Origin of the sequence: Kitasatospora albolonga, from assembly GCF_039535905.1 — a bacterium.
In the GTDB taxonomy this organism is placed as follows: Bacteria; Actinomycetota; Actinomycetes; order Streptomycetales; family Streptomycetaceae; genus Kitasatospora; species Kitasatospora albolonga.
In genome coordinates, this window is sequence record NZ_BAAAYB010000040.1 from 1 (window position 1) to 21,895 (window position 21,895).

15 protein-coding genes and 2 pseudogenes are annotated in these 21,895 nt (G+C 71.5%); 13 read left to right on the top strand and 4 right to left on the bottom strand.

Features of this window, described 5'->3' with window-relative positions; translation table 11 throughout:
- Window positions 1-639: pseudogene (locus ABD946_RS10695) on the bottom strand (hypothetical protein); the annotation flags it as partial.
- Between the two features lie 143 nt (window positions 640-782).
- On the opposite strand from ABD946_RS10695, the gene ABD946_RS10700 reads away from it, so the two are divergent.
- The 3 genes from ABD946_RS10700 (at window position 783) to ABD946_RS10710 (ending at window position 5,316) form a co-directional block, all read left to right on the top strand.
- A complete protein-coding gene (locus ABD946_RS10700; protein ID WP_345282353.1) occupies window positions 783-3,419 on the top strand; it encodes a valine--tRNA ligase in 2,637 nt (878 codons plus the stop codon).
- 204 nt (window positions 3,420-3,623) lie between these two features.
- Entirely contained in the window at window positions 3,624-4,667 is a 1,044-nt protein-coding gene (mreB, locus tag ABD946_RS10705; RefSeq protein ID WP_345282355.1) for a rod shape-determining protein, read from the top strand.
- A 133-nt stretch (window positions 4,668-4,800) separates the two neighbouring features.
- Entirely contained in the window at window positions 4,801-5,316 is a 516-nt protein-coding gene (locus tag ABD946_RS10710; protein WP_345282356.1) for a hypothetical protein, read from the top strand.
- Between the two features lie 11 nt (window positions 5,317-5,327).
- Here ABD946_RS10710 and ABD946_RS10715 read toward each other — a convergent pair whose 3' ends face one another.
- The 3 genes from ABD946_RS10715 to ABD946_RS10725 form a co-directional block, all read right to left on the bottom strand.
- Window positions 5,328-6,848, bottom strand: a complete 1,521-nt coding sequence (locus tag ABD946_RS10715; protein ID WP_345282358.1) for a chitinase — start codon at window positions 6,846-6,848, stop codon at window positions 5,328-5,330.
- A gap of 98 nt (window positions 6,849-6,946) precedes the next feature.
- Window positions 6,947-8,074, bottom strand: a complete 1,128-nt coding sequence (gene wecB / locus ABD946_RS10720) for a non-hydrolyzing UDP-N-acetylglucosamine 2-epimerase (RefSeq protein ID WP_345282360.1) — start codon at window positions 8,072-8,074, stop codon at window positions 6,947-6,949.
- 28 nt (window positions 8,075-8,102) lie between these two features.
- Complete coding sequence (locus ABD946_RS10725; protein WP_486334029.1) at window positions 8,103-9,515, bottom strand: XrtP-associated glycosyltransferase; 1,413 nt, start codon at window positions 9,513-9,515, stop codon at window positions 8,103-8,105.
- Window positions 9,516-9,752: 237 nt separating this feature from the next.
- Here ABD946_RS10725 and folC point away from each other — a divergent pair.
- The 10 genes and pseudogenes from folC (at window position 9,753) to ABD946_RS10775 (ending at window position 21,874) form a co-directional block, all read left to right on the top strand.
- Window positions 9,753-11,079: pseudogene (gene folC / locus ABD946_RS10730) on the top strand (bifunctional tetrahydrofolate synthase/dihydrofolate synthase).
- A 1-nt stretch (window position 11,080) separates the two neighbouring features.
- Entirely contained in the window at window positions 11,081-11,413 is a 333-nt protein-coding gene (locus ABD946_RS10735; protein ID WP_345282363.1) for a DUF4233 domain-containing protein, read from the top strand.
- Window positions 11,414-11,619: 206 nt separating this feature from the next.
- Window positions 11,620-12,033 (top strand): nucleoside-diphosphate kinase, encoded by a 414-nt coding sequence (gene ndk, locus ABD946_RS10740; protein ID WP_345282364.1) that lies wholly within the window; start codon window positions 11,620-11,622, stop codon window positions 12,031-12,033.
- Between the two features lie 304 nt (window positions 12,034-12,337).
- Window positions 12,338-13,363 carry a rod shape-determining protein gene (locus ABD946_RS10745; protein ID WP_345282492.1) on the top strand — a complete coding sequence of 342 codons (1,026 nt, stop codon included), beginning with the start codon at window positions 12,338-12,340 and terminating at the stop codon, window positions 13,361-13,363.
- Between the two features lie 84 nt (window positions 13,364-13,447).
- Window positions 13,448-14,338, top strand: coding sequence for a rod shape-determining protein MreC (gene mreC, locus ABD946_RS10750; RefSeq protein WP_345282366.1), 891 nt, complete (start codon window positions 13,448-13,450; stop codon window positions 14,336-14,338).
- A 2-nt stretch (window positions 14,339-14,340) separates the two neighbouring features.
- Window positions 14,341-14,982, top strand: coding sequence for a rod shape-determining protein MreD (gene mreD, locus ABD946_RS10755; protein WP_345282368.1), 642 nt, complete (start codon window positions 14,341-14,343; stop codon window positions 14,980-14,982).
- Window positions 14,983-14,995: 13 nt separating this feature from the next.
- Window positions 14,996-17,209, top strand: a complete 2,214-nt coding sequence (gene mrdA, locus ABD946_RS10760) for a penicillin-binding protein 2 (RefSeq protein ID WP_345282370.1) — start codon at window positions 14,996-14,998, stop codon at window positions 17,207-17,209.
- Window positions 17,209-18,399 carry a rod shape-determining protein RodA gene (rodA, locus tag ABD946_RS10765; RefSeq protein WP_345282372.1) on the top strand — a complete coding sequence of 397 codons (1,191 nt, stop codon included), beginning with the start codon at window positions 17,209-17,211 and terminating at the stop codon, window positions 18,397-18,399. The genes mrdA and rodA overlap by 1 nt, the downstream gene beginning before the upstream one ends.
- Window positions 18,400-18,483: 84 nt before the next feature.
- A complete protein-coding gene (locus ABD946_RS10770; RefSeq protein WP_345282374.1) occupies window positions 18,484-20,412 on the top strand; it encodes a TIGR03960 family B12-binding radical SAM protein in 1,929 nt (642 codons plus the stop codon).
- Window positions 20,413-20,494: 82 nt separating this feature from the next.
- On the top strand, window positions 20,495-21,874 hold the full coding sequence (locus tag ABD946_RS10775) for a hypothetical protein (RefSeq protein WP_345282376.1): 1,380 nt from the start codon (window positions 20,495-20,497) through the stop codon (window positions 21,872-21,874).
- Window positions 21,875-21,895: the final 21 nt, after the last annotated feature.

Below are 21,895 nucleotides of genomic sequence, written 5' to 3' on the forward strand. Positions count from 1 at the left end.
GCCCTTGTTGTAGCTGGCCAGCAGGCCGCCCTCGTAGCTGGCGCCGGCCACCGCCGAGCCGGCCGGGGCGTCCTTGCTGGACTTCAGCACGTAGCCGCCGGGCAGGGTCGGCGGGGCGGCCAGCTTGTACTTGCCGGCCGAGCTCTTGCCGGAGCTGCCGGAGCTGCCCGAGCTGCCGCCCGAGGACCCGCCCGTGGAGGAGGAGGTCGTGGTGTCGTCCTGGGTGGCCTTCCAGGCCGCGTAGCCGCCACCGCCGAGCACCAGCGCGCCGACCAGCACGCCGATCACGATGGCGGGGGCGTTGTTCTTCGGCGGGGCCGGCACCGGCTGGCCGAACTGCGGCTGCCCGTAGCCGGGCTGGCCGTAGGGCTGGGGCTGCTGCGGTGCCTGCGGGTAGCCGTACCCCTGGGGCTGCGGCTGGGGCTGGCCGTACGGGGGCTGCGGTGCGCCGAACTGCGGTGCGGGAGGCTGCTGTTGGGGCGCCTGCGGGTAGCCGTAGCCGGGCGGCGGAGGCGGTGCGGGCTGGCCGTACGGGGGCTGCGGCTGTGCCTGCGGCTGGCCGTAGGGGGGCTGCGGTGCGCCGAACTGCGGAGGCTGGCCGTACGGTTGCTGCGGCTGGTCCTGCGGTGGTCCGTACATCAGTACTCCCCCTATCGCCGCCCCCGGCGGCGTTCCAACGGTGAGTAGGGCACGGTACCGCATGGGTGTTCGGCGCCCCCCGTCCGGGTGCCGGGCGGAAAGGCGGTCGTGAGCGGTCTCCCGGTTTACGTAAACTGTGCGTCGTGACCGACACCACGAACCAGCGCCCCGGCACCTTCGACGGGGACAACGCAGCCACCCTCCCGACGACCTACGCCCCGGCGGAGGTAGAGGGCGAGCTGTACGAGCGCTGGGTGGAGCGCGGTTACTTCACCGCCGACGCGAAGAGCGACAAGCCCGCCTACACCATCGTCATCCCGCCGCCGAACGTCACCGGTGCGCTGCACCTGGGCCACGCCTTCCAGCACACCCTGATGGACGCCCTGACCCGCCGCAAGCGCATGCAGGGCTACGAGTCGCTCTGGCTGCCGGGCATGGACCACGCCGGCATCGCCACCCAGAACAAGGTCGAGCAGCAGCTCGCCGAGTCCGGCCTCTCCCGCCACGACCTGGGCCGTGAGGCCTTCGTCGAGAAGGTCTGGGAGTGGAAGGAGAACTACGGCGGCAAGATCCTCGGCCAGATGCGCCGCCTCGGCGACGGCGTGGACTGGTCCCGCGAGCGCTTCACCATGGACGAGGGCCTCTCCAAGGCCGTCCAGACCATCTTCAAGAAGCTCTTCGACGACGGCCTGATCTACCGCGCCGAGCGCATCATCAACTGGTGCCCGCGCTGCCTCACCGCGCTCTCCGACATCGAGGTGGAGCACGAGGACGTCCCGGGCGAGCTGGTCTCGATCCGCTACGGCGACGGGGACGACTCCATCGTGGTCGCCACCACCCGGGCCGAGACGATGCTCGGCGACACGGCGGTGGCCGTTCACCCGGAGGACGAGCGCTATGCCCACCTGGTCGGCCGTACCATCAAGCTGCCGCTGACGGACCGTGAGATCCCGGTCGTCGCGGACGAGCACGTCGACCCGGAGTTCGGCACCGGCGCCGTCAAGGTGACCCCGGCGCACGACCCGAACGACTTCGCCATCGGCCAGCGCCACGGCCTGCCGAACCTGACCGTGATGGACGAGCACGGTGCGATCACCGTGCACGGTCCGTTCCTCGGCCTGGACCGGCTGGAGGCCCGCTCGGCCGTGGTCGGCGCGCTGCGCGAGCAGGGCCGGATCGTCGCCGAGAAGCGGCCGTACGACCACTCGGTCGGCCACTGCTCCCGCTGCCACACCATCGTCGAGCCGCGCCTGTCCCTCCAGTGGTGGGTCAAGGTGGAGCCGCTGGCGCAGGCCGCCGGCGAGGCCGTCCGCGACGGCCGGGTGGAGATCCACCCGAAGGAGCTGGAGCGCCGGTACTTCGACTGGGTCGACAACATGTACGACTGGTGCATCTCGCGCCAGCTCTGGTGGGGTCACCGCATCCCGGTCTGGTACGGCCCGGACGGCGAGGTCATCTGCGTCGGCCCGGACGAGCAGCCGCCGACCGCCGAGGGCTGGCACCAGGACCCGGACGTCCTGGACACCTGGTTCTCCTCCGGCCTGTGGCCGTTCTCCACGCTGGGCTGGCCGGAGCAGACCCCGGACCTGGAGAAGTTCTATCCGACCGACGTCCTTCTGACCGGACACGACATCATCTTCTTCTGGGTCGCCCGGATGATGATGTTCGGCCTGTACGCGATGGACGGTCAGGCACCGTTCAAGACCATCGCGCTGACCGGTCTGGTCCGCGACGAGTTCGGCAAGAAGATGTCGAAGTCCTCGGGCACCGCCGTCGACCCGCTGGACTGGATGGACGCCTACGGTGCCGACGCGGTCCGCTTCACCCTGGCCCGCGGCGCCAACCCGGGCGCGGACGTGCCGATCGGCGAGGACTGGGTCAAGGGCTCCCGGAACTTCTGCAACAAGGTCTGGAACGCCACCCGCTTCGCGCTGATGAACGGCGCCACCGTCGAAGGCCCGCTGCCCGCGCCGGAGGAGCTGACCGCCGCGGACCGCTGGATCCTGTCCCGGCTGAACGCCACCGTGACCGAGGTGGACGCGCTCTACGACGACTACGAGTTCGCCAAGGTCTCGGACGCCCTGTTCCACTTCGCCTGGGACGAGGTCTTCGACTGGTACGTCGAGCTCACCAAGAGCACGCTGGCCAAGGGCGGAGCGCCGGCCGAAGCCACCCGCCGGGTGCTCGGCGAGGTGCTGGACGTGACGCTGCGTCTGCTGCACCCGGTCGTCCCGTTCGTCACCGAGGCCCTGTGGACCACGCTGACCGGTGCCGAGTCGGTGGTGGTCGCCGAGTGGCCGAAGGACTCCGGCTACCGTGACGCCGACGCCGAGTCGGAGATCGCACTGCTCCAGCAGGTGGTCACCGAGGTCCGCCGGTTCCGCAACGACCAGGGCCTGAAGGACACCCAGAAGGTCCCGGCGCAGCTGGACCTGGTCGGCACCCGGCTGGCCGTGCACGAGACGGCCATCCGCTCGCTGGCCCGCCTGACCGCTCCGGAGGAGGGCTTCTCGGCCACCGCCTCGCTGCCGGTGGCCGGAGCCACCGTGGCGCTCGACCTCTCCGGCACCATCGACGTGGCGGCCGAGCGCAAGCGCCTCGCCAAGGACCTGGCCGCCGCCGAGAAGGAGAAGGCGCAGTGCGCCGCCAAGCTCGGCAACGAGGGCTTCCTCGCCAAGGCGCCGGACGACGTGGTGGCCAAGATCAAGGGTCGTCAGGAGGCCGCCGAGGCCGACATCGTCCGGATCACCGCTCAGCTGGCCTCGCTGCCCGCGAGCTGACGCCGTACCACCCGAGGGCCGCACCCCCGCTTCCGGCGGAGGTGCGGCCCTCGGGCGTTTCCGGGCTCCGCCTTTTCCCGCAGGGGAACTGATTGCCCGTCGGATTGCGTCCCCCCGGGCAACCCGTTCGGCCGAATTCCCTCACGTACGCTGGTCGGCGGCGGACGTGCACGAAGAGTTCGGAATGCGGGAAGGCGGCGGCCAATGACGGGTACCCGGCAGGGGCGTGGGCAGGACATCGGGATCGACCTCGGAACGGCCAACACCCTGGTCTACCTCCGCGGCAAGGGAATCGTGCTGAACGAGCCCTCGGTGATCGCGGTGGACCGGAAGACCGGGGAGGTGCTCAGCGTCGGAGCCGAGGCCAAGCGGACCCTCGGCCGCACCCCGGAGGACGTGGTCGCCTCCCGGCCCCTCCAGGACGGCGTGATAGCCGACTTCGAGGGCACCCGGCACCTGCTGCGCCACCTGATGGCCAAGGCCACCGGGTCCGGCGGCCGCTGGTTCCGGGCCAGGCCCCGGGTGGTGGTCTGCGTCCCCAGCGGCATCACCGGGGTGGAGCGGCGCGCCGTGATCGAGGCGGTCGGCAGTGCCGGGGCCCGCTCGGTGCACCTGATCCAGGAGCCGATGGCGGCCGCGATCGGGGCCGGGCTGCCGGTGCAGGAGCCCACCGGCTCGATGGTGGTGGACATCGGCGGCGGCACCACCGAGGTGGCCGTGGTCTCGATGGGCGGCATGGTGGCGGCCGGCTCCATCCGTGTGGCCGGGGACCGGATGGACGAGGTGATCGTCAAGCAGGTGAAGAAGGACCACGGCCTGCTGATCGGCGAGCGCACCGCCGAGGAGGTCAAGCTGGCGATCGGCTCGGCCGAGGAGGACGAGGTCTTCGAGGGCCCGTCCGAGCTGGAGGTGCGCGGCCGGGACACGGTGCTCGGGCTGCCCCGCACCGCCCTGGTGACGGCGGCTCAGGTCCGCGGGGCGGTGGAGGAGCCGGTGGCCGAGATCGTCGCCGAGGTGAAGCGCACCCTGGACCGCTGCCCGCCGGAGCTGGCCGGGGACGTGATGGGCCAGGGCATCGTGCTCACCGGCGGCGGCGCGCTGCTGCGCGGGCTGGACCGGCGGATCGCCCGGGAGACCGGCCTGCCGGTGCGGGTCGCGGAGAATCCGCTGGACTGCGTCGTGGTCGGTTCCGGCAAGTGCGTCGAGGAGATCGAGGAGCTGCGCCGCACCTTCGCGGTGAGTGCTTGAGTGAATTCCTTAAATGGCGTAGGCCGATCGGGTCTGCTTGTTTTGCGCGCGGGTTAAGCGGTGTTTGCAGTTCGACTGTGTACGGTAAGTGGGTGTTCCGAGGCGAGGTAGTCGACTGACGGGAGGGCACGGCGTGGTGGTGACCAGGGAGTTGGCCGACGAACTGCCGACGGAGCAGGTGACCGAGGCGAAAGCCAGGGCGGCCACCCTCCTGCTCGCGTTCCGGCACGGCAACCAACTCGCCTTCGACCACGAGCTGGAGCTGCTGCTCGCGGAGAACGCCGAGGGCGAGGTGACCACCCTGCTGGCGTGGATCGCCGCCGAGGCGGTCCGCAAGGCGTACGCCCCGCAGGTGGCCGACCGGGTGCTCCGCGCGCTCGCCCGTCGGGCCCCCGAGGACACCTCCGAGGTCGACACCGAGGAGGAACTCGTCGGTGTGGCCGAGCTGTTGGAGGCGGTGGACGCCGGGGACGTGGTCACCGTCCGGGCCCTGGTGGCCGCCACTCCCGACACCACCTTCCTGCTCGGCGGGCTGCTCCAGGCGGTCGCGATGATGCTCCCCTTCCTGCCGGAGGGGGAGCTCACCGAGATCGTCACCGAGCTGCGGCACCGGCACGGGGCCCGGACGGGCATCCCGCGCCAGGGCTGACGCCGCCCCGGTTACGGCATCGCGTGCAGGTGGCCGCCGACGGTGGTGGCGATGCCGCCGCCCGCCTTGGCGTCCCAGTTGGTCGACCAGGTCATCGCGCCGCCGATGCCGGGCCACTTGGTGTCGGGCTTGAAGGTGCCGCAGTTGGTGCCGGCGGCCAGGCAGTCCAGCGCTGCGTTGACCACGCTCGGGCTCACGTAGCCGCCGCCCGCCGCGCTGGTCGAGGCCGGCACGCCGAGGCCCACCTGACGCGGCGCCAGGCCGCCCTTGAGCTGGATGCAGGCCAGCGCGGTGAGGAAGTTGACGGTGCCCTGCGAGTACACCTGGCCGTCGCAGCCGAGCATCGCGCCGGAGTTGTAGTACTGCATGTTGACGATGGTGAGGATGTCCTTCACGTTCAGCGCCAGCTTGAAGTACTCCGCGCCGGTGGACTGCATGTCGATGGTCTGCGGGGCCATGGTCAGCACGAAGCCGCTGCCGACCTTGCCGGCCAGCGAGTGCAGCGCCTGGCCCATGTAGGTGGCGCTCACCCCGTTCTCCAGGTCGATGTCGATCCCGTCGAAGCCGTACTCCTGGATCACCGCGGCGGCGGTGTTGGCGAAGGTGGTCGCGGAGGACGAACTGTTCACCGCCACCGTGCCGTTCTGGCCGCCGACCGAGACGATCACCTTCTTGCCGGCCGCCCGCTTGGCGGCGACGTCGGCCTTGAACTGCGCGGCGGTGTACCCGCCGAGCTTGCTCGACAGCGCCGGGTCGAGGGTGAAGGAGATGCCGCCCGGCGTGCCGGTGGCGTCGGCGAAGGAGACCGCGATGATGTCGTACGCGGCCGGCACGTCGCTGATCCGCTGGACGGTGGCGCCGTTGTCGAAGTTCTGCCAGTAGCCGGTCAGCAGGTGCTTGTTGGGCGGCTGCGAACCGCTGGGCGAGGGGCTGGGGCTGGGGCTGGCCGAGGTGCTGGGGCTCGCCGAGGTGCTCGGACTCGGGCTGGGGCTCTGGCTGACCGAGGTGGACGGGCTGGGCGAGGGGGTGCCCGGACCGACCAGTGAGATGTCGTCGGCGAGGTAGGCGCCCTGGCCGTACCAGCCGTGCAGGTAGACGGTGACCGAGGTGGTCGAGGCACCGGTGGTGAAGGTGGTGCTGAGCTTGGTCCAACTGGTCGAGTTGGTCCAGGTGCTGGGGTCGGTGGAGCCGGTGCCGGTGGCGCCGAGGTAGACGTACGGCCCGTTCACCCACGCGGTCAGCACGTAGGTGGAGGAGGGCTTGACCGTCACCCGTTGGGTGCACTGGGCGTTGTCGCCCGCCGAGGGGGTGGCCTTCAGGGCGTAACTGCCGCTGTGCGTCTGGCCGGTCGCACCCTGCCCCGCGGAGCAGCTCCACGGGGCGAGGTGGTCGCCGCTCTCCAGCCCGCCGTTGACGATCAGGTCCACGTCCGCCGCCCGGGCGCCCGGGGAGCTCAGCAGCAGGCCGATCACCGCGAGCGCCGTGGCGACCAGGGCGGTGAGGAGGATGTTCACCGTGCTTCTTGCGCGCATGCCATCTCCGTGTGGGGGAGTGAGGATGGTGCGGAGCAGTGCAGGGAGTGGTCACCGGTCTGGACCAGTGACGTGGGACACACGGTGGAGTAGACCACTCAGGCTGTCAAGGGCCCGGCGAGCGCCAGGGTGAGCCGGGCGATCCGCTCGCTGGCCAGGCCGTCGCCGTACGGGCTCGGGGTTGAGGCCAGCCGGGCCAGCCGGTCGGGGGTGTCGGCCAGCCAGGCGGCGGCCAGGGTGCCGAGCTCCGGGCCGGGCGGCACCAGGGCGGCGAAGCCCGCGTCCACCGCCTCCGGGCGCTCGGTGGAGCGGCGGACCACCAGCAGCGGCCGCTTGAGCACGGTGCACTCCTCCTGCACCCCGCCCGAGTCGGAGACCAGCAGCGCGGCGTGCCGGGCCAGGCCGAGGAAGTCCCCGTACCCGACCGGCTCGGTGACGGTCAGTCGGGCCAGCAGTGCCGCGAGGCCGAAGCGCTCCACGGCGGACCGGGTGCGCGGGTGCATCGGGAGGAGCACGGCGGTGCCGGCGGCGGCGATCCGGTCCAGCTCAGAGAGGACGGCGCCGAGCGCCTCTGCGGTGTCGGTGTTCTCCGGCCGGTGCACGGTGGCCAGCACGTAGGCGTCCTCGGTCAGGCCGTACCGGGCCAGCAGTGCGGCCCGCGCCGCGGCGTCCGGGAGCTGACGCTCCACCACCTCGACCACGGTGTTGCCGGTCAGCTCGATCGCCTCGCCGGTGACCGACTCGGCGCGCAGGTTGGCGGCGTTCTCCTCGGTGGCCGCGCAGAGCAGGTCGGCGATGTGGTCGACCATCACCCGGTTGTGCTCCTCCGGCATCGCGCGGTCGCGGCTGCGCAGCCCGGCCTCCACGTGCACCAGCGGGATGCCCAGCGCGTTGGCGGCCAGCGCCCCGGCCAGGGTGGCGTTGGTGTCGCCCTGCACCACCACGGCGCCCGGGCGCTCGGCGGTGAACGCGGTCTCCAGCTGGGCCAGCGCGGCGGCCACCTGGCCGGCCCGCGGGCGGCCGCCCACGCCGGAGAGCAACTCGGGCTCGGGCAGGTCGAGTTCGCGCAGGAACTGGCCGGACATGGCCTCGTCCCAGTGCTGCCCGGTGTGCACCAGGCGGGCCGTCGGTCCGAGCTCGTGGATCAGCGGGGCGAGCTTGACCAGCTCGGGGCGGGTGCCGAGGACGACGGCGATCCGGGCGGGGGAGGGAGAGCAGGTGGTCACGGTGGGGGTCCGTTCGGGATGGAGCCGGTCAGGCTTCGAGTGCGGTGGGGGCGCCGGCGGCGGTGCGTTCGGCGTTGCGCCGGGTCTTGGCCCAGCCGTTGCGGCCGAGCAGCAGCCGGACGGCGGCCCGGGTGGCCACCAGGAAGACGTGGTACGTGTACAGCCAGAGGCCGATGCCCCAGAGCAGCCCGGTCAGCCGGCTGCGGTCGGGGTACGCGGTGCGGCGGTAGGACAGGCCCCAGAGCACCAGCGGCAGGGCGGCGACCAGGAAGGCCAGCGCCATCCACGGGCCGAACCGCTCCTCGAAGGCCAGCGCGTCCGCCGGGTAGAAGACCCGGGTGGCCAGCGAGATGCCCAGCGAGACCGGGAAGAGCAGCACCAGCAGCACGGCGACCACCGGCTGCAGGAAGGTGTAGAGCACCTCGGCCTTGCCGGCGGGCCCGTAGTGCCGCGACCTGAGGACCCGCCAGGTGTAGCGCAGGCACTGCATGTTGCCCTGCGCCCAGCGGGTCCGCTGGGTGAGGAAGCGCCGGCCGGAGACCAGGCCCTCCTGGGAGACCCGGGTCTCGTGGACGTGCGTCAGCCGGTAGCCGGCCAGCCGCAGTTCGAGGCCGGACTCGTAGTCCTCCAGCAGTGCCCGCTCGGGCCACGGCGCCCGCTCGTCCCCGGCCAGCGCGTCCAGCGCGGAGAGCCGGACGAACTGGCCGTTCCCGCCGAGGCCGACGCTGCCGGTGCGGCGGCGCAGCAGCTGCATCCCGGCGTTGCTGGCCTGGAACTCGACGTCCTGCATCCGCACCAGGTAGCGGGCGAAGCCGTTGGCGATCCGGCCGCGGCCGGGCAGCGGGCGCTCGTCGTCGGCGTTGCGCATCCGGACACCGATCTGCACCGCGCCGGTGTCCTGACGGCCCATCGCCTTGTCGGTGGCGACCATCGCCAGCGCCCCGTGCTCCAGCTCGCCGTCCGCGTCCACCACGCCGAGCACCACCCGCTCGTGGTCGGTGCCCTCCGGCAGCCAGGCGGTGATCTGCCGGTAGGCCGCGTTCAGCGCGGCGCCCTTGCCGATCCGGGCGTCCGGCCGGCGGCGCTGCACCAGGTGGATCCGCGGGTCCTGCCCGGCGGCCTCCAGCACCAGCTCCCGGGTGCGGTCCTCGCTGTCGTCGTCGACCACCCACAGGTGCGCCTCGGGCGCGCTGCGGCGCAGCCCGTCCAGGGTCTGCCGGACCACGGCCTCCTCGTCCCGGCAGGGGATCACCAGGTGCCACGCGAACGCCCCCGGGTCGCCCGGCTCGTCCGGGCGGTTGCGCCGGAAGGCGTGCGCGGAGCCGGCCCAGTAGAGCAGGAACCGGCCGAAGACCAGGACCATGTAGGCCAGCAGCACCAGGGAGAGGAGGTGGGCGGTCCACAGCACCTGGGCCTCGTGGGCGAGGAAGAAGGAGCGCAGGACGTCCAAAGGTGGGCTCCAAACGGATGATCGACTATGAATCCATGGTGATCATCATTGGCCGCCATAGTTTTCCACTGTAACCATCAACTTTGCTAAATGTTTGCAAGGTGACCGGCCTCACCCGCTCCGAGCTCCGTGTGGGCTCCGTACACTGTCCGCGTGAGCGACAAGGCCCCGCAGAACCCGTACACGATCCGCCCCGGCAACCCGGACGCCGCCGACCACCACGGCGAGCTGCGCGAGATCGAGACCGCCCTCTCCAAGCGCTGGCCGGAGAACAAGATCGAGCCCTCGCTCGACCGGATGCGGGCGCTGATGGACATCCTCGGGCAGCCCCAGCGGGCCTATCCGGCGATCCACATCACCGGGACCAACGGCAAGACCTCCACCGCCCGGATGATCGAGCAGCTGCTCAACACCTTCGAGCTGCGCACCGGCCGCTACACCAGCCCGCACGTCGAGTCGGTGACCGAGCGGATCAGCCTGGACGGCGCGCCGATCAGCGTCGACAAGTTCATCGAGACCTACCGGGACATCGAGCCCTACGTCGAGATGGTCGACCAGCAGCAGCCCATCGCGATGTCCTTCTTCGAGGTGCTCACCGGCATGGCCTACGCGGCCTTCGCGGACGCCCCGATCGACGTCGCGGTGGTCGAGGTCGGCATGGGCGGCACCTGGGACGCCACCAACGTCATCGACGCCGCCGTCTCCGTCATCACCCCCATCGGCCTGGACCACACCGACCGCCTCGGCAACACCACCGGCGAGATCGGCACCCAGAAGGCCGGCATCATCAAGACCGGCGGCCTGGCCGTGGTCTCCCAGCAGCCGCTGGACGCCGCCGAGGCGATCCTGCGCCGCGCCGTCGAGGTGGACGCCACCGTGGCCCGCGAGGGCATGGAGTTCGGCGTGATCCGCCGTGAGGTGGCCGTCGGCGGGCAGATGGTGACGATCCGTGGGATCGGCGGCGCCGAGTACGAGGACATCTTCATTCCGCTGCACGGCGCCTACCAGGCCCACAACGCGGCGCTCGCGCTCTGCGCGGTCGAGGCCTTCTTCGGCGTCGGCGGCAAGTCCGGCGGCGACCGGCTCGACATCGACAAGGTCCGCCAGGGCTTCTCCGGCGTCTCCTCGCCCGGCCGCCTGGAGGTCATCCGGCGCAGCCCCACCGTCATCCTGGACGCCGCGCACAACCCGCACGGCGCGCAGGCCAGCGTCGAGGCGATCCGCGAGTCCTTCGGCTTCTCCAAGCTGGTCGGCGTCATCGCCACCAGCGGTGACAAGGACGCCTCCGGCTTCCTGGAGGCCTTCGAGCCGATCCTGGCCGAGGTGGTCATCACCGAGAACTCCACCCACCGCGCCACCCCCCGTCGACCAGCTCGCCGCGATCGCGGTGGAGATCTTCGGCGAGGACCGGGTCCGGGTCGAGCCCCGGCTCGACGACGCGATCGAGGCGGCGATCACGGCGGCCGAGGAGGAGGACCTCGGCGGCGCCGGCGTCATCGTCACCGGCTCGGTGATCACCATCGGCGAGGCCCGCATCCTGCTCGGGAGGAAGTGACGTGCGGACCCTCTGCTCCTCCACCCTGATCGGCGAGGCACTGCTGATCATGTTCGCGGCGCTGGTCGCGATGCAGCTCTCCGACGTCGGGACGGGCACCGTCTGGGCGGTGAGCGGGGTCGCGATGCTGCTCTGCGTGCTGCTCTGCGGAGCGATCACCCGCCCCGGCGCGGTGGCGGTCGGCTGGGCCCTGCAGATCGGACTGATCCTCAGCGGCTTCATCCTCCCCACCATGTTCGGCCTCGGCGTCGTCTTCGCCGGCCTCTGGTGGTGCTCGGTCCACTACGGCCGCAAGATCGACGAGATCAAGGCGGCCCGCGCCGCTGCCGCGTAGCTTGCCGGTGGGCGGGGAACGCACGTGGTGATGCCGGGGGCGCGAGGAACTGCGCGGGTCGGAAGGCGGCACACCTGCAACTGACTCACCGTCAGCCAGTTGCAGGTGCTGCTGTTCCCCTGCGCGCAGTTCCCCGCGCCCCCGGCGCGCCGTTCACGCAAGGTAGTGTTCCCGGTGACCGACGCCTAGTCCCCAGGAGCCGTACCGTGTCCCAGCGCACTCTCGTCCTGCTCAAGCCCGACGCCGTCAAGCGCGGCCTGGCCGGCGAGATCATCAGCCGGATCGAGCGCAAGGCCGGCTGGCGGCTCGCCGCCGTCGAGCTGCGGACCTTCGACCGCGCGACGCTGGAGGAGCACTACGCCGAGCACGTCGGCCGCCCCTTCTACGAGCCGCTGCTGGAGTTCATGACCTCGGGCCCGTCCATCGCCCTGATCGTCCAGGGCGAGAACGTGATCCCGGGCGTCCGGGCCCTCGCCGGCGCGACCGACCCGCTGCAGGCCGGCCCCGGCACCATCCGCGGTGACTTCGCCACCATCACCCGCGAGAACCTGATCCACGCCTCCGACTCCGAGGCCTCGGCCGAGCGCGAGATCAAGATCTTCTTCCCGTCCCACGCCTGACGGACGGTCATCACCCGACCGGTCCCGGCCCCCTCGGGACCGGTCGGGTGAATATCGGCGTTTGATCCTCATATACGGAACTCGGAGCCCCGACACGGCGTCCCAATCCTCGGAGATGCCGTCGGGCCGCCGGAGAATGGGCGGCATCCCGTACCTCGCAGTCCGAGCAGTCCGTGACGACCGGCGTGGCTACGATGGAGCACAATTCGCGGGCCCGGTACGGCCGTCGGCCGTCACCCACCCCCATCTCCCCGCCATCTGCATCCGAGCTCGGGAAGGCACCACACACCCCATGGGCAACAACCTGTCGTTCATCGGCCGTGACATGGCGATCGACCTCGGCACGGCCAACACGCTGGTTTACGTCCGGGGCAAGGGAATCGTGCTCAACGAGCCCTCGGTGGTCGCGGTGAACACCAACACCGGCGGCATCCTCGCGGTGGGCTCCGAGGCGAAGAAGATGATCGGCCGCACGCCGGGCAACATCGTCGCCATCCGCCCGCTGAAGGACGGCGTGATCGCCGACTTCGAGATCACCGAGCGGATGCTGCGGTACTTCATCCTGAAGATCCACCGCCGCCGCTACCTGGCCCGCCCGCGCGTCGTGGTCTGCGTGCCCTCGGGCATCACCGGAGTGGAGCGCCGCGCCGTGATCGAGGCCAGCGCCCAGGCCGGCGCGCGCCAGGTGCACATCATCGAGGAGCCGATGGCGGCCGCGATCGGCGCCGGGCTCCCGGTGCACGAGGCCACCGGCAACATGGTGGTGGACATCGGCGGCGGCACCACCGAGGTCGCGGTGATCTCGCTGGGCGGGATCGTCACCGCGCAGTCCATCCGGGTGGCCGGGGACGAGCTGGACAACGCGATCGTCCAGCACATCAAGAAGGAGTACAGCCTCCTGCTGGGCGAGCGCTCCGCCGAGCAGATCAAGATGAGCATCGGGTCCGCCTTCGCCCTCGAAGGGGAGAAGGACGAGCACGCCGAGATCCGCGGCCGCGACCTGGTCAGCGGGCTGCCGAAGACCGTGGTGATCTCCGCGGCCGAGGTGCGCGAGGCGATCGACGAGCCGGTCAACTCCATCATCGACGCGGTGAAGACCACCCTGGACCAGTGCCCGCCGGAGCTGGCGGGCGACGTGATGGACCGCGGCATCGTGCTCACCGGCGGCGGTGCCCTGCTGCGCGGCATGGACGAGCGGCTGCGCCGGGAGACCGGCATGCCGATCCACATCGCCGAGAACCCGCTGGACTCGGTCGCGCTCGGCTCCGGCAAGTGCGTCGAGGAGTTCGAGGCGCTCCAGCAGGTACTCGACGCCCAGCCCCGTCGTTAAGCATCCGAACAGACAAGTCAACTGAGGGGCCCTCAGCCGTCCACAGCGGCCGGGGGCCCGGCACCGAAGGGCAGCTCCCGCACCGTGAGGGACACACGAGAGAGCCGACTACTGCTCGTCCTGCTGGTGGCGGTCGCGTTCGCGCTGATCACCGTGGACATCAAGGGCGGCGAGGGCTCTCCGCTCAGCGGTGCCCGGCGGTTCGCGGCGAGCGCGCTCGGCCCGGTCGAGCGGGCGGCCGCCGGTGCCGTCGACCCGGTCGCGGGCACCGTCCGCGCCGTCCGGGACGCCGGTACCCACCAGGCCCGGCTGGACCAGATCACCCGGGAGAACACCGAGCTGCGCCAGCGGGTCGCCTCCTCGGACACCGCCTCGGGCCGTACCAAGCAGCTGGACGAGCTGCTGCGCACCGCGGGCAACGGCGGATACACCGTCAAGGCCGCCCAGGTGATCGCGATCGGCGCGGCCCAGGCCTTCTCCTGGACCATCACCATCGACGCCGGCAGCGACGACGGCCTCACCCGGGACATGACCGTGATCAACGGCCAGGGCCTGGTCGGCCGGATCACCACCATCGCGCCGACCACCGCCACCGTGCTGCTCGCCTCGGACCCCGGCTTCAGCGCCGGCACCCGGCTGGAGGGCAGCGGCGAGATCGGCTTCGCCAACGGCCAGGGCACCGGCCCGATGAAGGTCTCGCTGCTCAACGGCAAGGCCCAGGTCAAGCCGGGGGACCGGCTGGTCACCTTCGGCTCGCAGAGCGGCCGCCCGTTCGTGCCCGGCGTCCCGGTCGGCAAGGTGGTCGAGGTCGAGGCCACCCCCGGCCAGCTCACCAAGACCGTGCTGGTCGAGCCGTACGTGCAGTTCACCCGCCTCGACCTGGTCGGCGTGGTGGTCGTCCCGCCGCGCACCGACCCGCGCGACGCCGTGCTGCCGCCGGCCCAGCCCGCCAACCCGACCGCAGGGGGGAACTGACCATGCGGATCAACCGGATCGTGCTTCCCGCCGTCCTGCTGATGCTGGCCCTGGTGGTCCAGGTCAGCGTGCTCGGACGGCTCCAACTGCCCGGTGCCACACCGGACCTGATGCTCCTGGTGGTGGTCGGCCTCGCCCTGGTCTACGGCCCGACCAGCGGCAGCGTGATCGGCTTCGCGGCCGGTCTGCTGGCCGACCTGGCCCCGCCGTCCGACCACGCCGTCGGCCGCTACGCCCTGGTGCTCTGCCTGCTCGGCTACGCGGCCGGGCTGCTCCGCCCCGAGGGCAGCCGCCAGCGCTCGGCGCTCAGCGCGCTGCTGGTGGTCGCGGTCGCCGCGGTCGCCTCCACCCTGCTGTACGCGATGGTCGGCGCCCTTGTCGGCGACACCGCCGCCCGGCACGTCGGCCTGACCGGCCTGGTGTTCAGCGCGCTGCTCTACGACGTGCTGCTGGCCCCCTTCGTGGTGCCCGCCGTGATGGCCTTGGCCCGCCGCTTCGACGGCGCCCCGGTGATCACCGAGTCCGAGGACGGCAACAGCTCGGGCCTGGGCACCCTCTCCCGCTACAAGACCACCCGGGAGGTCTCCGCACTGCCGGGCTACGGCAAGAAGCGGCGGATCCCCGGCCTCGCCAAGCGCCCGTGAGGAGCGACCACCCGTGACCAACATCCCGGAGACCGGCCGCACCCCGCGGGTGACGATCCGTCTGATCGTGCTCCAGGTCCTGGTGCTGTCCCTGCTCGCCACCCTCGGCGGGCGGCTCTGGTACCTCCAGATCCGCACCGGCAAGGAGTACACCGAGAAGGCGGCCGGCAACCACATCCGCGAGGTGGTCGAGCCGACCGTCCGCGGCGAGATCCTGGACGCCTCCGGCCGCATCCTGGCCGGCAACGAGGCCAAGCTGGTGGTCTCGGTCAGCCGTACCGAGCTGCTCCAGCAGAAGGACCGCGGCAAGGCCGTGCTGGCCCGGCTCGCGGACGTGCTCGGCATGCCCGCCAAGGACGTCCAGGACAAGGTCCGGCTCTGCGACGCCAAGACGCCGCAGCCGTGCTGGAACGGCTCGCCGTACCAGCCGATCCCGGTCACCAAGGCGGCCACCACCCAGCAGGCGATGCAGATAATGGAACGCCGCGAGGACTTCCCCGGCGTCACCGCCCAGCCCACCTCGCTGCGCCGCTACACCGGCGCCGAGGGCGCCAACCTGGCCCAGGTGCTCGGCTACCTCTCGCCCGTCACCGACGACGAGGTGCAGAAGACCAAGGACAAGCCCGGCCGGGAGCGCCGCCTGCCCGTCGACCAGATCGGCCGGGCCGGCCTGGAGTCCGTCTACGACAACGACCTGCGCGGCACCACCGGCATCGACCGGCTGGAGGTGGACAACCTCGGCCGGGTGATCGGCAGCGCCGGCAAGACCCCGGCCCAGCCCGGCAACAACCTGGTGACCTCGATCGACGCCCGGGTGCAGAAGGCCGTCGAGGACAACCTCGCCCAGGCCATGGTCGACGCCCGCAAGGTGGTCGACAAGGACACCCACCGCAACTACGAGGCCGACTCGGGTGCGGCCGTGGTGATGGACGTGCACACGGGCCGGATCGTCGCCATGGCCAGTGCCCCGACCTACGACCCCAACCTCTGGGTCGGCGGCATCGCCGGCAAGGACTACCAGGCCCTCACCAGCAAGGAGTCCAACTACCCGCTGCTGAACCGGGCCATACAGGGTCAGTCCGCCCCCGGCTCCACCTTCAAGGTGGTCTCCACCGCGGCAGCCGCCCAGGCCGGCTACTCGCTCAGCGGCAACTACGCCTGCCCCAGCTCGCTGACCTTCGGCGGCCGCGAGTTCAAGAACTTCGAGAGCAAGGGCTACGGCTCGATCAGCCTGGCCCGCGCCCTGGAGGTCTCCTGCGACACGGTCTTCTACGGCCTGGCCTACGACCAGTGGATGGCCGACGGCGGGATCAAGCCGAAGAAGGACGCCAAGGACTGGTTCTACAAGACCGCCAAGCAGTTCGGCCTCGGCGCCAAGACCGGCATCGACCTGCCCAGCGAGGCGGCCGGCCGGATCCCGGACCGCCAGTGGAAGCAGGAGTACTACGACGCCAACAAGGACGCCTGGTGCAAGCAGGCGCAGTCCGGCGGCAACGACTACGGCACCCTGGTGGCCAAGGAGAACTGCGCCGACGGCTACCAGATGCGCGCCGGTGACGCGGTCAACTACTCCATCGGCCAGGGCGACACCCTGGTGACGCCGCTCCAGATGGCCCGGATCTACGCCGCGCTGTCCAACGGCGGCACGCTCTACCGGCCGACCGTGGCCAAGGCCGTGGTCGCCCCGGACGGCACCCTGGTCCGGGAGATCGCCCCGCACGAGGACGGGAAGATCCCCACCGACGCCCGCACCCTGCAGTACATCGACGAGGCCACCAAGGGCGTCGTCGAGCAGGGCTCCGCCGCCTGGAAGTTCACCGGCGCGGGCTGGCCGCAGGGCAAGATCGAGCTGCACGCCAAGACCGGCACCGCCGAGGTCTTCGGCAAGCAGACCACCTCCTACCTGACCACCTACAGCCGCGACTACGCGGTGGTCATGACGATGAGTCAGGCCGGCACCGGCTCCGGCGCCTCCGGTGACGCCGTCCGCCGCATCTACCAGGCCATCTACGGCGTGGACGACAAGGGCAACATCGACACCGGCAAGGCCCTGCTCACCAAGCCGCAGGGCGAGCTGCCCAAGTTCAACCCGGACGGCACCGCCATGAAGCCGGTCTCCTTCGAGCCCGGTGCGACCTTCCTCGACCCGGCGCCGAAGACCCCGCCGACGGTGCCCCTGATGCTCGCCCTCCCCGCACTGGAGCCGACCGTCCGGAGGACCCGCTGATGACCTCCTACAGCTCCTACGGGTTCCCGCCGCGGCGCGGCGCGGTCGGCAAGGCGCTGGCCAAGGACTCCCCGCTGCGGCGGCTGGACTGGCTGATGATCCTGGCCGCGCTGGTGCTCTCGCTGGGTTCCTCGCTGCTGATCTGGTCGGCGACCCGGGGCCGCGACTCGCTGACCCACGGGGACCCGCAGTACTTCCTCTACCGCCACCTCACCAACCTGGCGATCGGTCTCGGCCTGTTCGTGGTGGTGGTGTTGATAGGGAGTCGGCGCCTGCGCACCGCCGTGCCCTTCGTCTACGTGATCACCCTGCTGATGCTGATGGCCGTGCTCACCCCGCTCGGCTCCACCATCAACGGCGCCAAGGCCTGGATCCAGTTCGGCGGCGGCTTCTCCATCCAGCCCGCCGAGTTCGCCAAGCTGGCGATCGTGCTGGTGATGGCCCTGGTGCTGTCCGCCCAGGTCGACGCGGGGGAGCGGGCCTTCCCCTCGGACCGCTCGGTGCTGATGGCGCTCGGCCTGGCGGCCGTCCCGATGGCGGTCGTCATGCTGATGCCGGACCTCGGCTCGGTGATGGTGATGGGCGTCGCGATCATGGGCATCCTGCTGGCCTCCGGCGCCGCCAACAAGTGGGTCTTCGGACTGATCACCGCCGGCGTCGGCGGGGCGGTGGCGATCTGGCAGCTCGGCGTGCTGAGCAAGTACCAGATCGACCGCTTCGCCGCCTTCGCCAACCCCGCGCTCGACCCGGCCGGGGTGGGCTACAACACCGCCCAGGCCCGGATCGCGATCGGCTCCGGCGGTCTGACCGGGATGGGCCTGTTCAAGGGCACCCAGACCACCGGCCAGTTCGTCCCCGAGCAGCAGACCGACTTCGTCTTCACGGTGGCCGGCGAGGAGCTCGGCTTCGTCGGCGCGCTCGGGCTGATCCTGCTGCTCGGCGTGGTGCTCTGGCGGGCCTGCAAGATCGCCCGGCAGGCCACCGACCTGTTCGGCACGATCGTGTCGGCCGGCGTGATCACCTGGCTGGCCTTCCAGGCCTTCGAGAACATCGGGATGAACCTCGGCATCATGCCGGTGGCGGGCATCCCGCTGCCGTTCGTCTCCTACGGCGGCTCCTCGATGTTCGCGGTCTGGATCGGCGTCGGCCTGCTCCAGTGCGTCCGCACCCAGCGGCCGATAGGGATCTGACCGACTCCGTGCGCGGAACTTGACGCATCCGGGTTCGGCTACCCTGAAGGGTCACCCCGTTCCGCGTCGCAAAGGGCTCACCGCATGTCAGTCGAATCGGTCTTCCCACGCCTGGAGGCCCTCCTCCCGCACGTCCAGAAGCCGATCCAGTACGTCGGCGGCGAGCTCAACTCGACCGTCAAGGACTGGGATTCGGCGGACGTCCGCTGGGCCCTGATGTACCCGGACGCCTACGAGGTCGGCCTGCCCAACCAGGGCGTCATGATCCTGTACGAGGTGCTCAACGAGCGCGAGGGCGTGCTCGCCGAGCGCACCTACAGCGTCTGGCCGGACCTCGAGAAGCTGATGCGCGAGCACGGCGTCCCGCAGTTCACGGTCGACGCCCACCGCCCGGTGCGCGCCTTCGACGTGTTCGGCCTGTCGTTCTCCACCGAGCTCGGCTACACCAACATGCTGACCGCGCTCGACCTGGCCGGGATCCCGATGCTCGCGGCCGACCGCGGCCTGGACGACCCGATCGTCCTGGCCGGCGGCCACGCGGCGTTCAACCCGGAGCCGATCGCGGACTTCATCGACGTCGCGGTGGTCGGCGACGGCGAGCAGGCCGTGCTCGACATGAACGAGATCATCCGGGCCTGGAAGGCCGAGGGCCGCCCCGGCGGCCGCGACGAGGTGCTGCTCCGGCTGGCCCGCACCGGCGCCTTCTACGTGCCGCGGTTCTACGACGTGGAGTACCTGGAGGACGGCCGGATCGCCCGCGTGGTGGCCAACCGCGAGGGCGTGCCGTGGCGCGTCTCCAAGCACACCGTCATGGACCTGGACGAGTGGCCGTACCCGAAGCAGCCGCTGGTCCCGCTCGCCGAGACGGTGCACGAGCGGATGTCCGTCGAGATCTTCCGCGGCTGCACCCGCGGCTGCCGCTTCTGCCAGGCCGGCATGATCACGCGCCCCGTGCGGGAGCGAAGCATCACCGGCATCGGCGAGATGGTGGAGCGCGGCCTCAAGGCCACCGGCTTCGAGGAGGTCGGCCTGCTGTCGCTCTCCTCCGCCGACCACACCGAGATCGGCGAGATCGCCAAGGGCCTGGCCGACCGCTACACCGAGGACAAGATCGGCCTCTCGCTGCCCTCCACCCGGGTCGACGCCTTCAACATCGACCTGGCCAACGAGCTGACCCGCAACGGCCGCCGCTCCGGCCTCACCTTCGCCCCCGAGGGCGGCTCCGAGCGCATCCGCAAGGTCATCAACAAGATGGTCTCGGAGGAGGACCTGATCCGTACGGTCTCCACCGCGTACGGCAACGGCTGGCGCCAGGTGAAGCTGTACTTCATGTGCGGCCTGCCCACCGAGACCGACGAGGACGTCCTCCAGATCGGCGTGATGGCCAAGAACGTGATCCAGAAGGGCCGCGAGGTCACCGGCCAGAACGACATCCGCTGCACCGTCTCCATCGGCGGCTTCGTGCCCAAGCCGCACACCCCGTTCCAGTGGGCCCCGCAGCTCTCCGCCGAGGCCACCGACGCCCGCCTGGCCAAGCTGCGCGACTCGATCCGCGGCGACCGCAAGTACGGCAAGAACATCGGCTTCCGCTACCACGACGGCAAGCCCGGCATCATCGAGGGCCTGCTCTCCCGCGGCGACCGCCGCATCGGCGCCGTGATCCGCGCCGTCTACGAGGACGGCGGCCGCTTCGACGGCTGGCGCGAGCACTTCTCCTTCGACCGCTGGATGGCGGCCGCCGAGAAGGGCCTGGCCGGCACCGGCGTCGACGTCGACTGGTACACCACCCGCGAGCGCACCTACGAGGAGGTGCTGCCCTGGGACCACCTGGACAGCGGCCTCGACAAGGACTGGCTCTGGGAGGACTGGCAGGACGCGCTGGAGGAGGTCGAGGTCGACGACTGCCGCTGGACCCCGTGCTTCGACTGCGGCGTCTGCCCCCAGATGGACACCCACATCCAGATCGGCCCCACCGGCAAGAAGCTGCTGCCGCTCACGGTCGTCAACTCGTAACACAGGTACGGAACCCGGCGGTCCCTCCCGTGCGTGCTGCACGGGAGGGACCGTCAGGTCGTTTCGCGGGGGGAGCCCGTTCATGGACGAGCACGACAGACCGGCCGGGGGCTGCCTGGTCGCGGCGGTGCGGATACCCGCCAGGATCCTCGCGTTCGCGGTGGTGGTGCCGGTCCGCTTCGTCTGGGAGCTGCTGGTGCTGGCCTGGCGCGCCACCGCGCGCGCACTGGCCCTGGCCGGCCGGGCGGTCCACAGCTACCTGATCGCTCCGGTCGGGCGCGCCCTCGGCTGGACCGGCAAGGCGCTGTACGCGTACCTGCTGACACCGGTCGGGCGTGCCGTGATGGCCGTGCTGCGGGTGCTGTGGCGCGGGCTGGTGGCCGTGGGACGCGCCGTGGCGTGGACCGTCCGGCAGCTGGACGCGTACGTGCTGCGCCCGTTCGCGCGGGGCGTGGCGTGGTGCCTGACGGCGGCGGGCCGGGCGATCGGCTGGCTGGTCGGGACGCTGCTGCTGCGCCCGCTGCTGTGGTTCGGCACCCGGGTGCTGGCCCCGGTCGGGCGGGCGCTGCTGGCCGCTCTGGTGGCGACCGGCCACGGGCTGGTCCGGGGTGGGCGGGCCCTGGCGGCCGCGGCGCGGTGGCTCGGGGCGACCCTGCTGGTCCGGCCGGGCGGCTGGGTCGGCCGCCGGGTGCTCCGTCCGTCCGGGCGCGGCCTGGTGGTCGCGCTGTTCGCGCTCGGCGCGGCGCTGGTCGCCGGTGGCCGGGGGCTGCTCTGGCTCGGCCGGAACGGTGTGCTGCTGCCGCTGGCCTGGCTGCTGTACTGGGGGCTCCTGGTCCCGCTGGAGTGGTTCGGGAAGTCGGTGCTGGCCCCGCTCGGCCGGGCCCTGTGGGCCGGGCTGGTGCTGTCCGCCCGGGGCATCCGGGCCGGGTTGGTCCTGCTCGGCCGCGCGGTGGCCTGGACCGGGCGGACCTTGGTGGCGGCCCCGCTCCGCTGGCTCCTGCGCTCGGTGCTCACCCCGATCTGGCACGGGCTGGTGGAGGTGCTGGCCGCCTGCCTGCGCGGACTGGTCCGGCTGCTGCGCGGTCTGCTCACGGTCCTGAACGTCCTCGCCCGGGCCCTCGGCGTGCTGCTGCGGTACCTGCTGGTGATTCCGCTGGGCCGGCTCTGGCGGGTGCTGCTGTCCCCGGTGCTCCGGACGGTCGGTCAACTGCTGGGCCAGGCCTGGAGGTTGGCGGGGCGGCTGTGGCGGTTCGCGGTGCTGCGGCCCTGCCGCTGGGTGCGCCAGGAGGTCTGGTGGCCCGTCAAGGACGAGCTGCGCCGGGCCTGGTCCTCCGTCCGGGAGGCGGCCCGGGAGGCCAGGCGGGCGCTGGTGGGCGGCACAGGCCGTACCCTTGACGCTGACAGAAGTCCGGCCGGAGCCCATCACGCGAGCGGCCGGCCCGACCCACTGACTAAGGACTGAGCGCCCTGGCACGCCGCACGC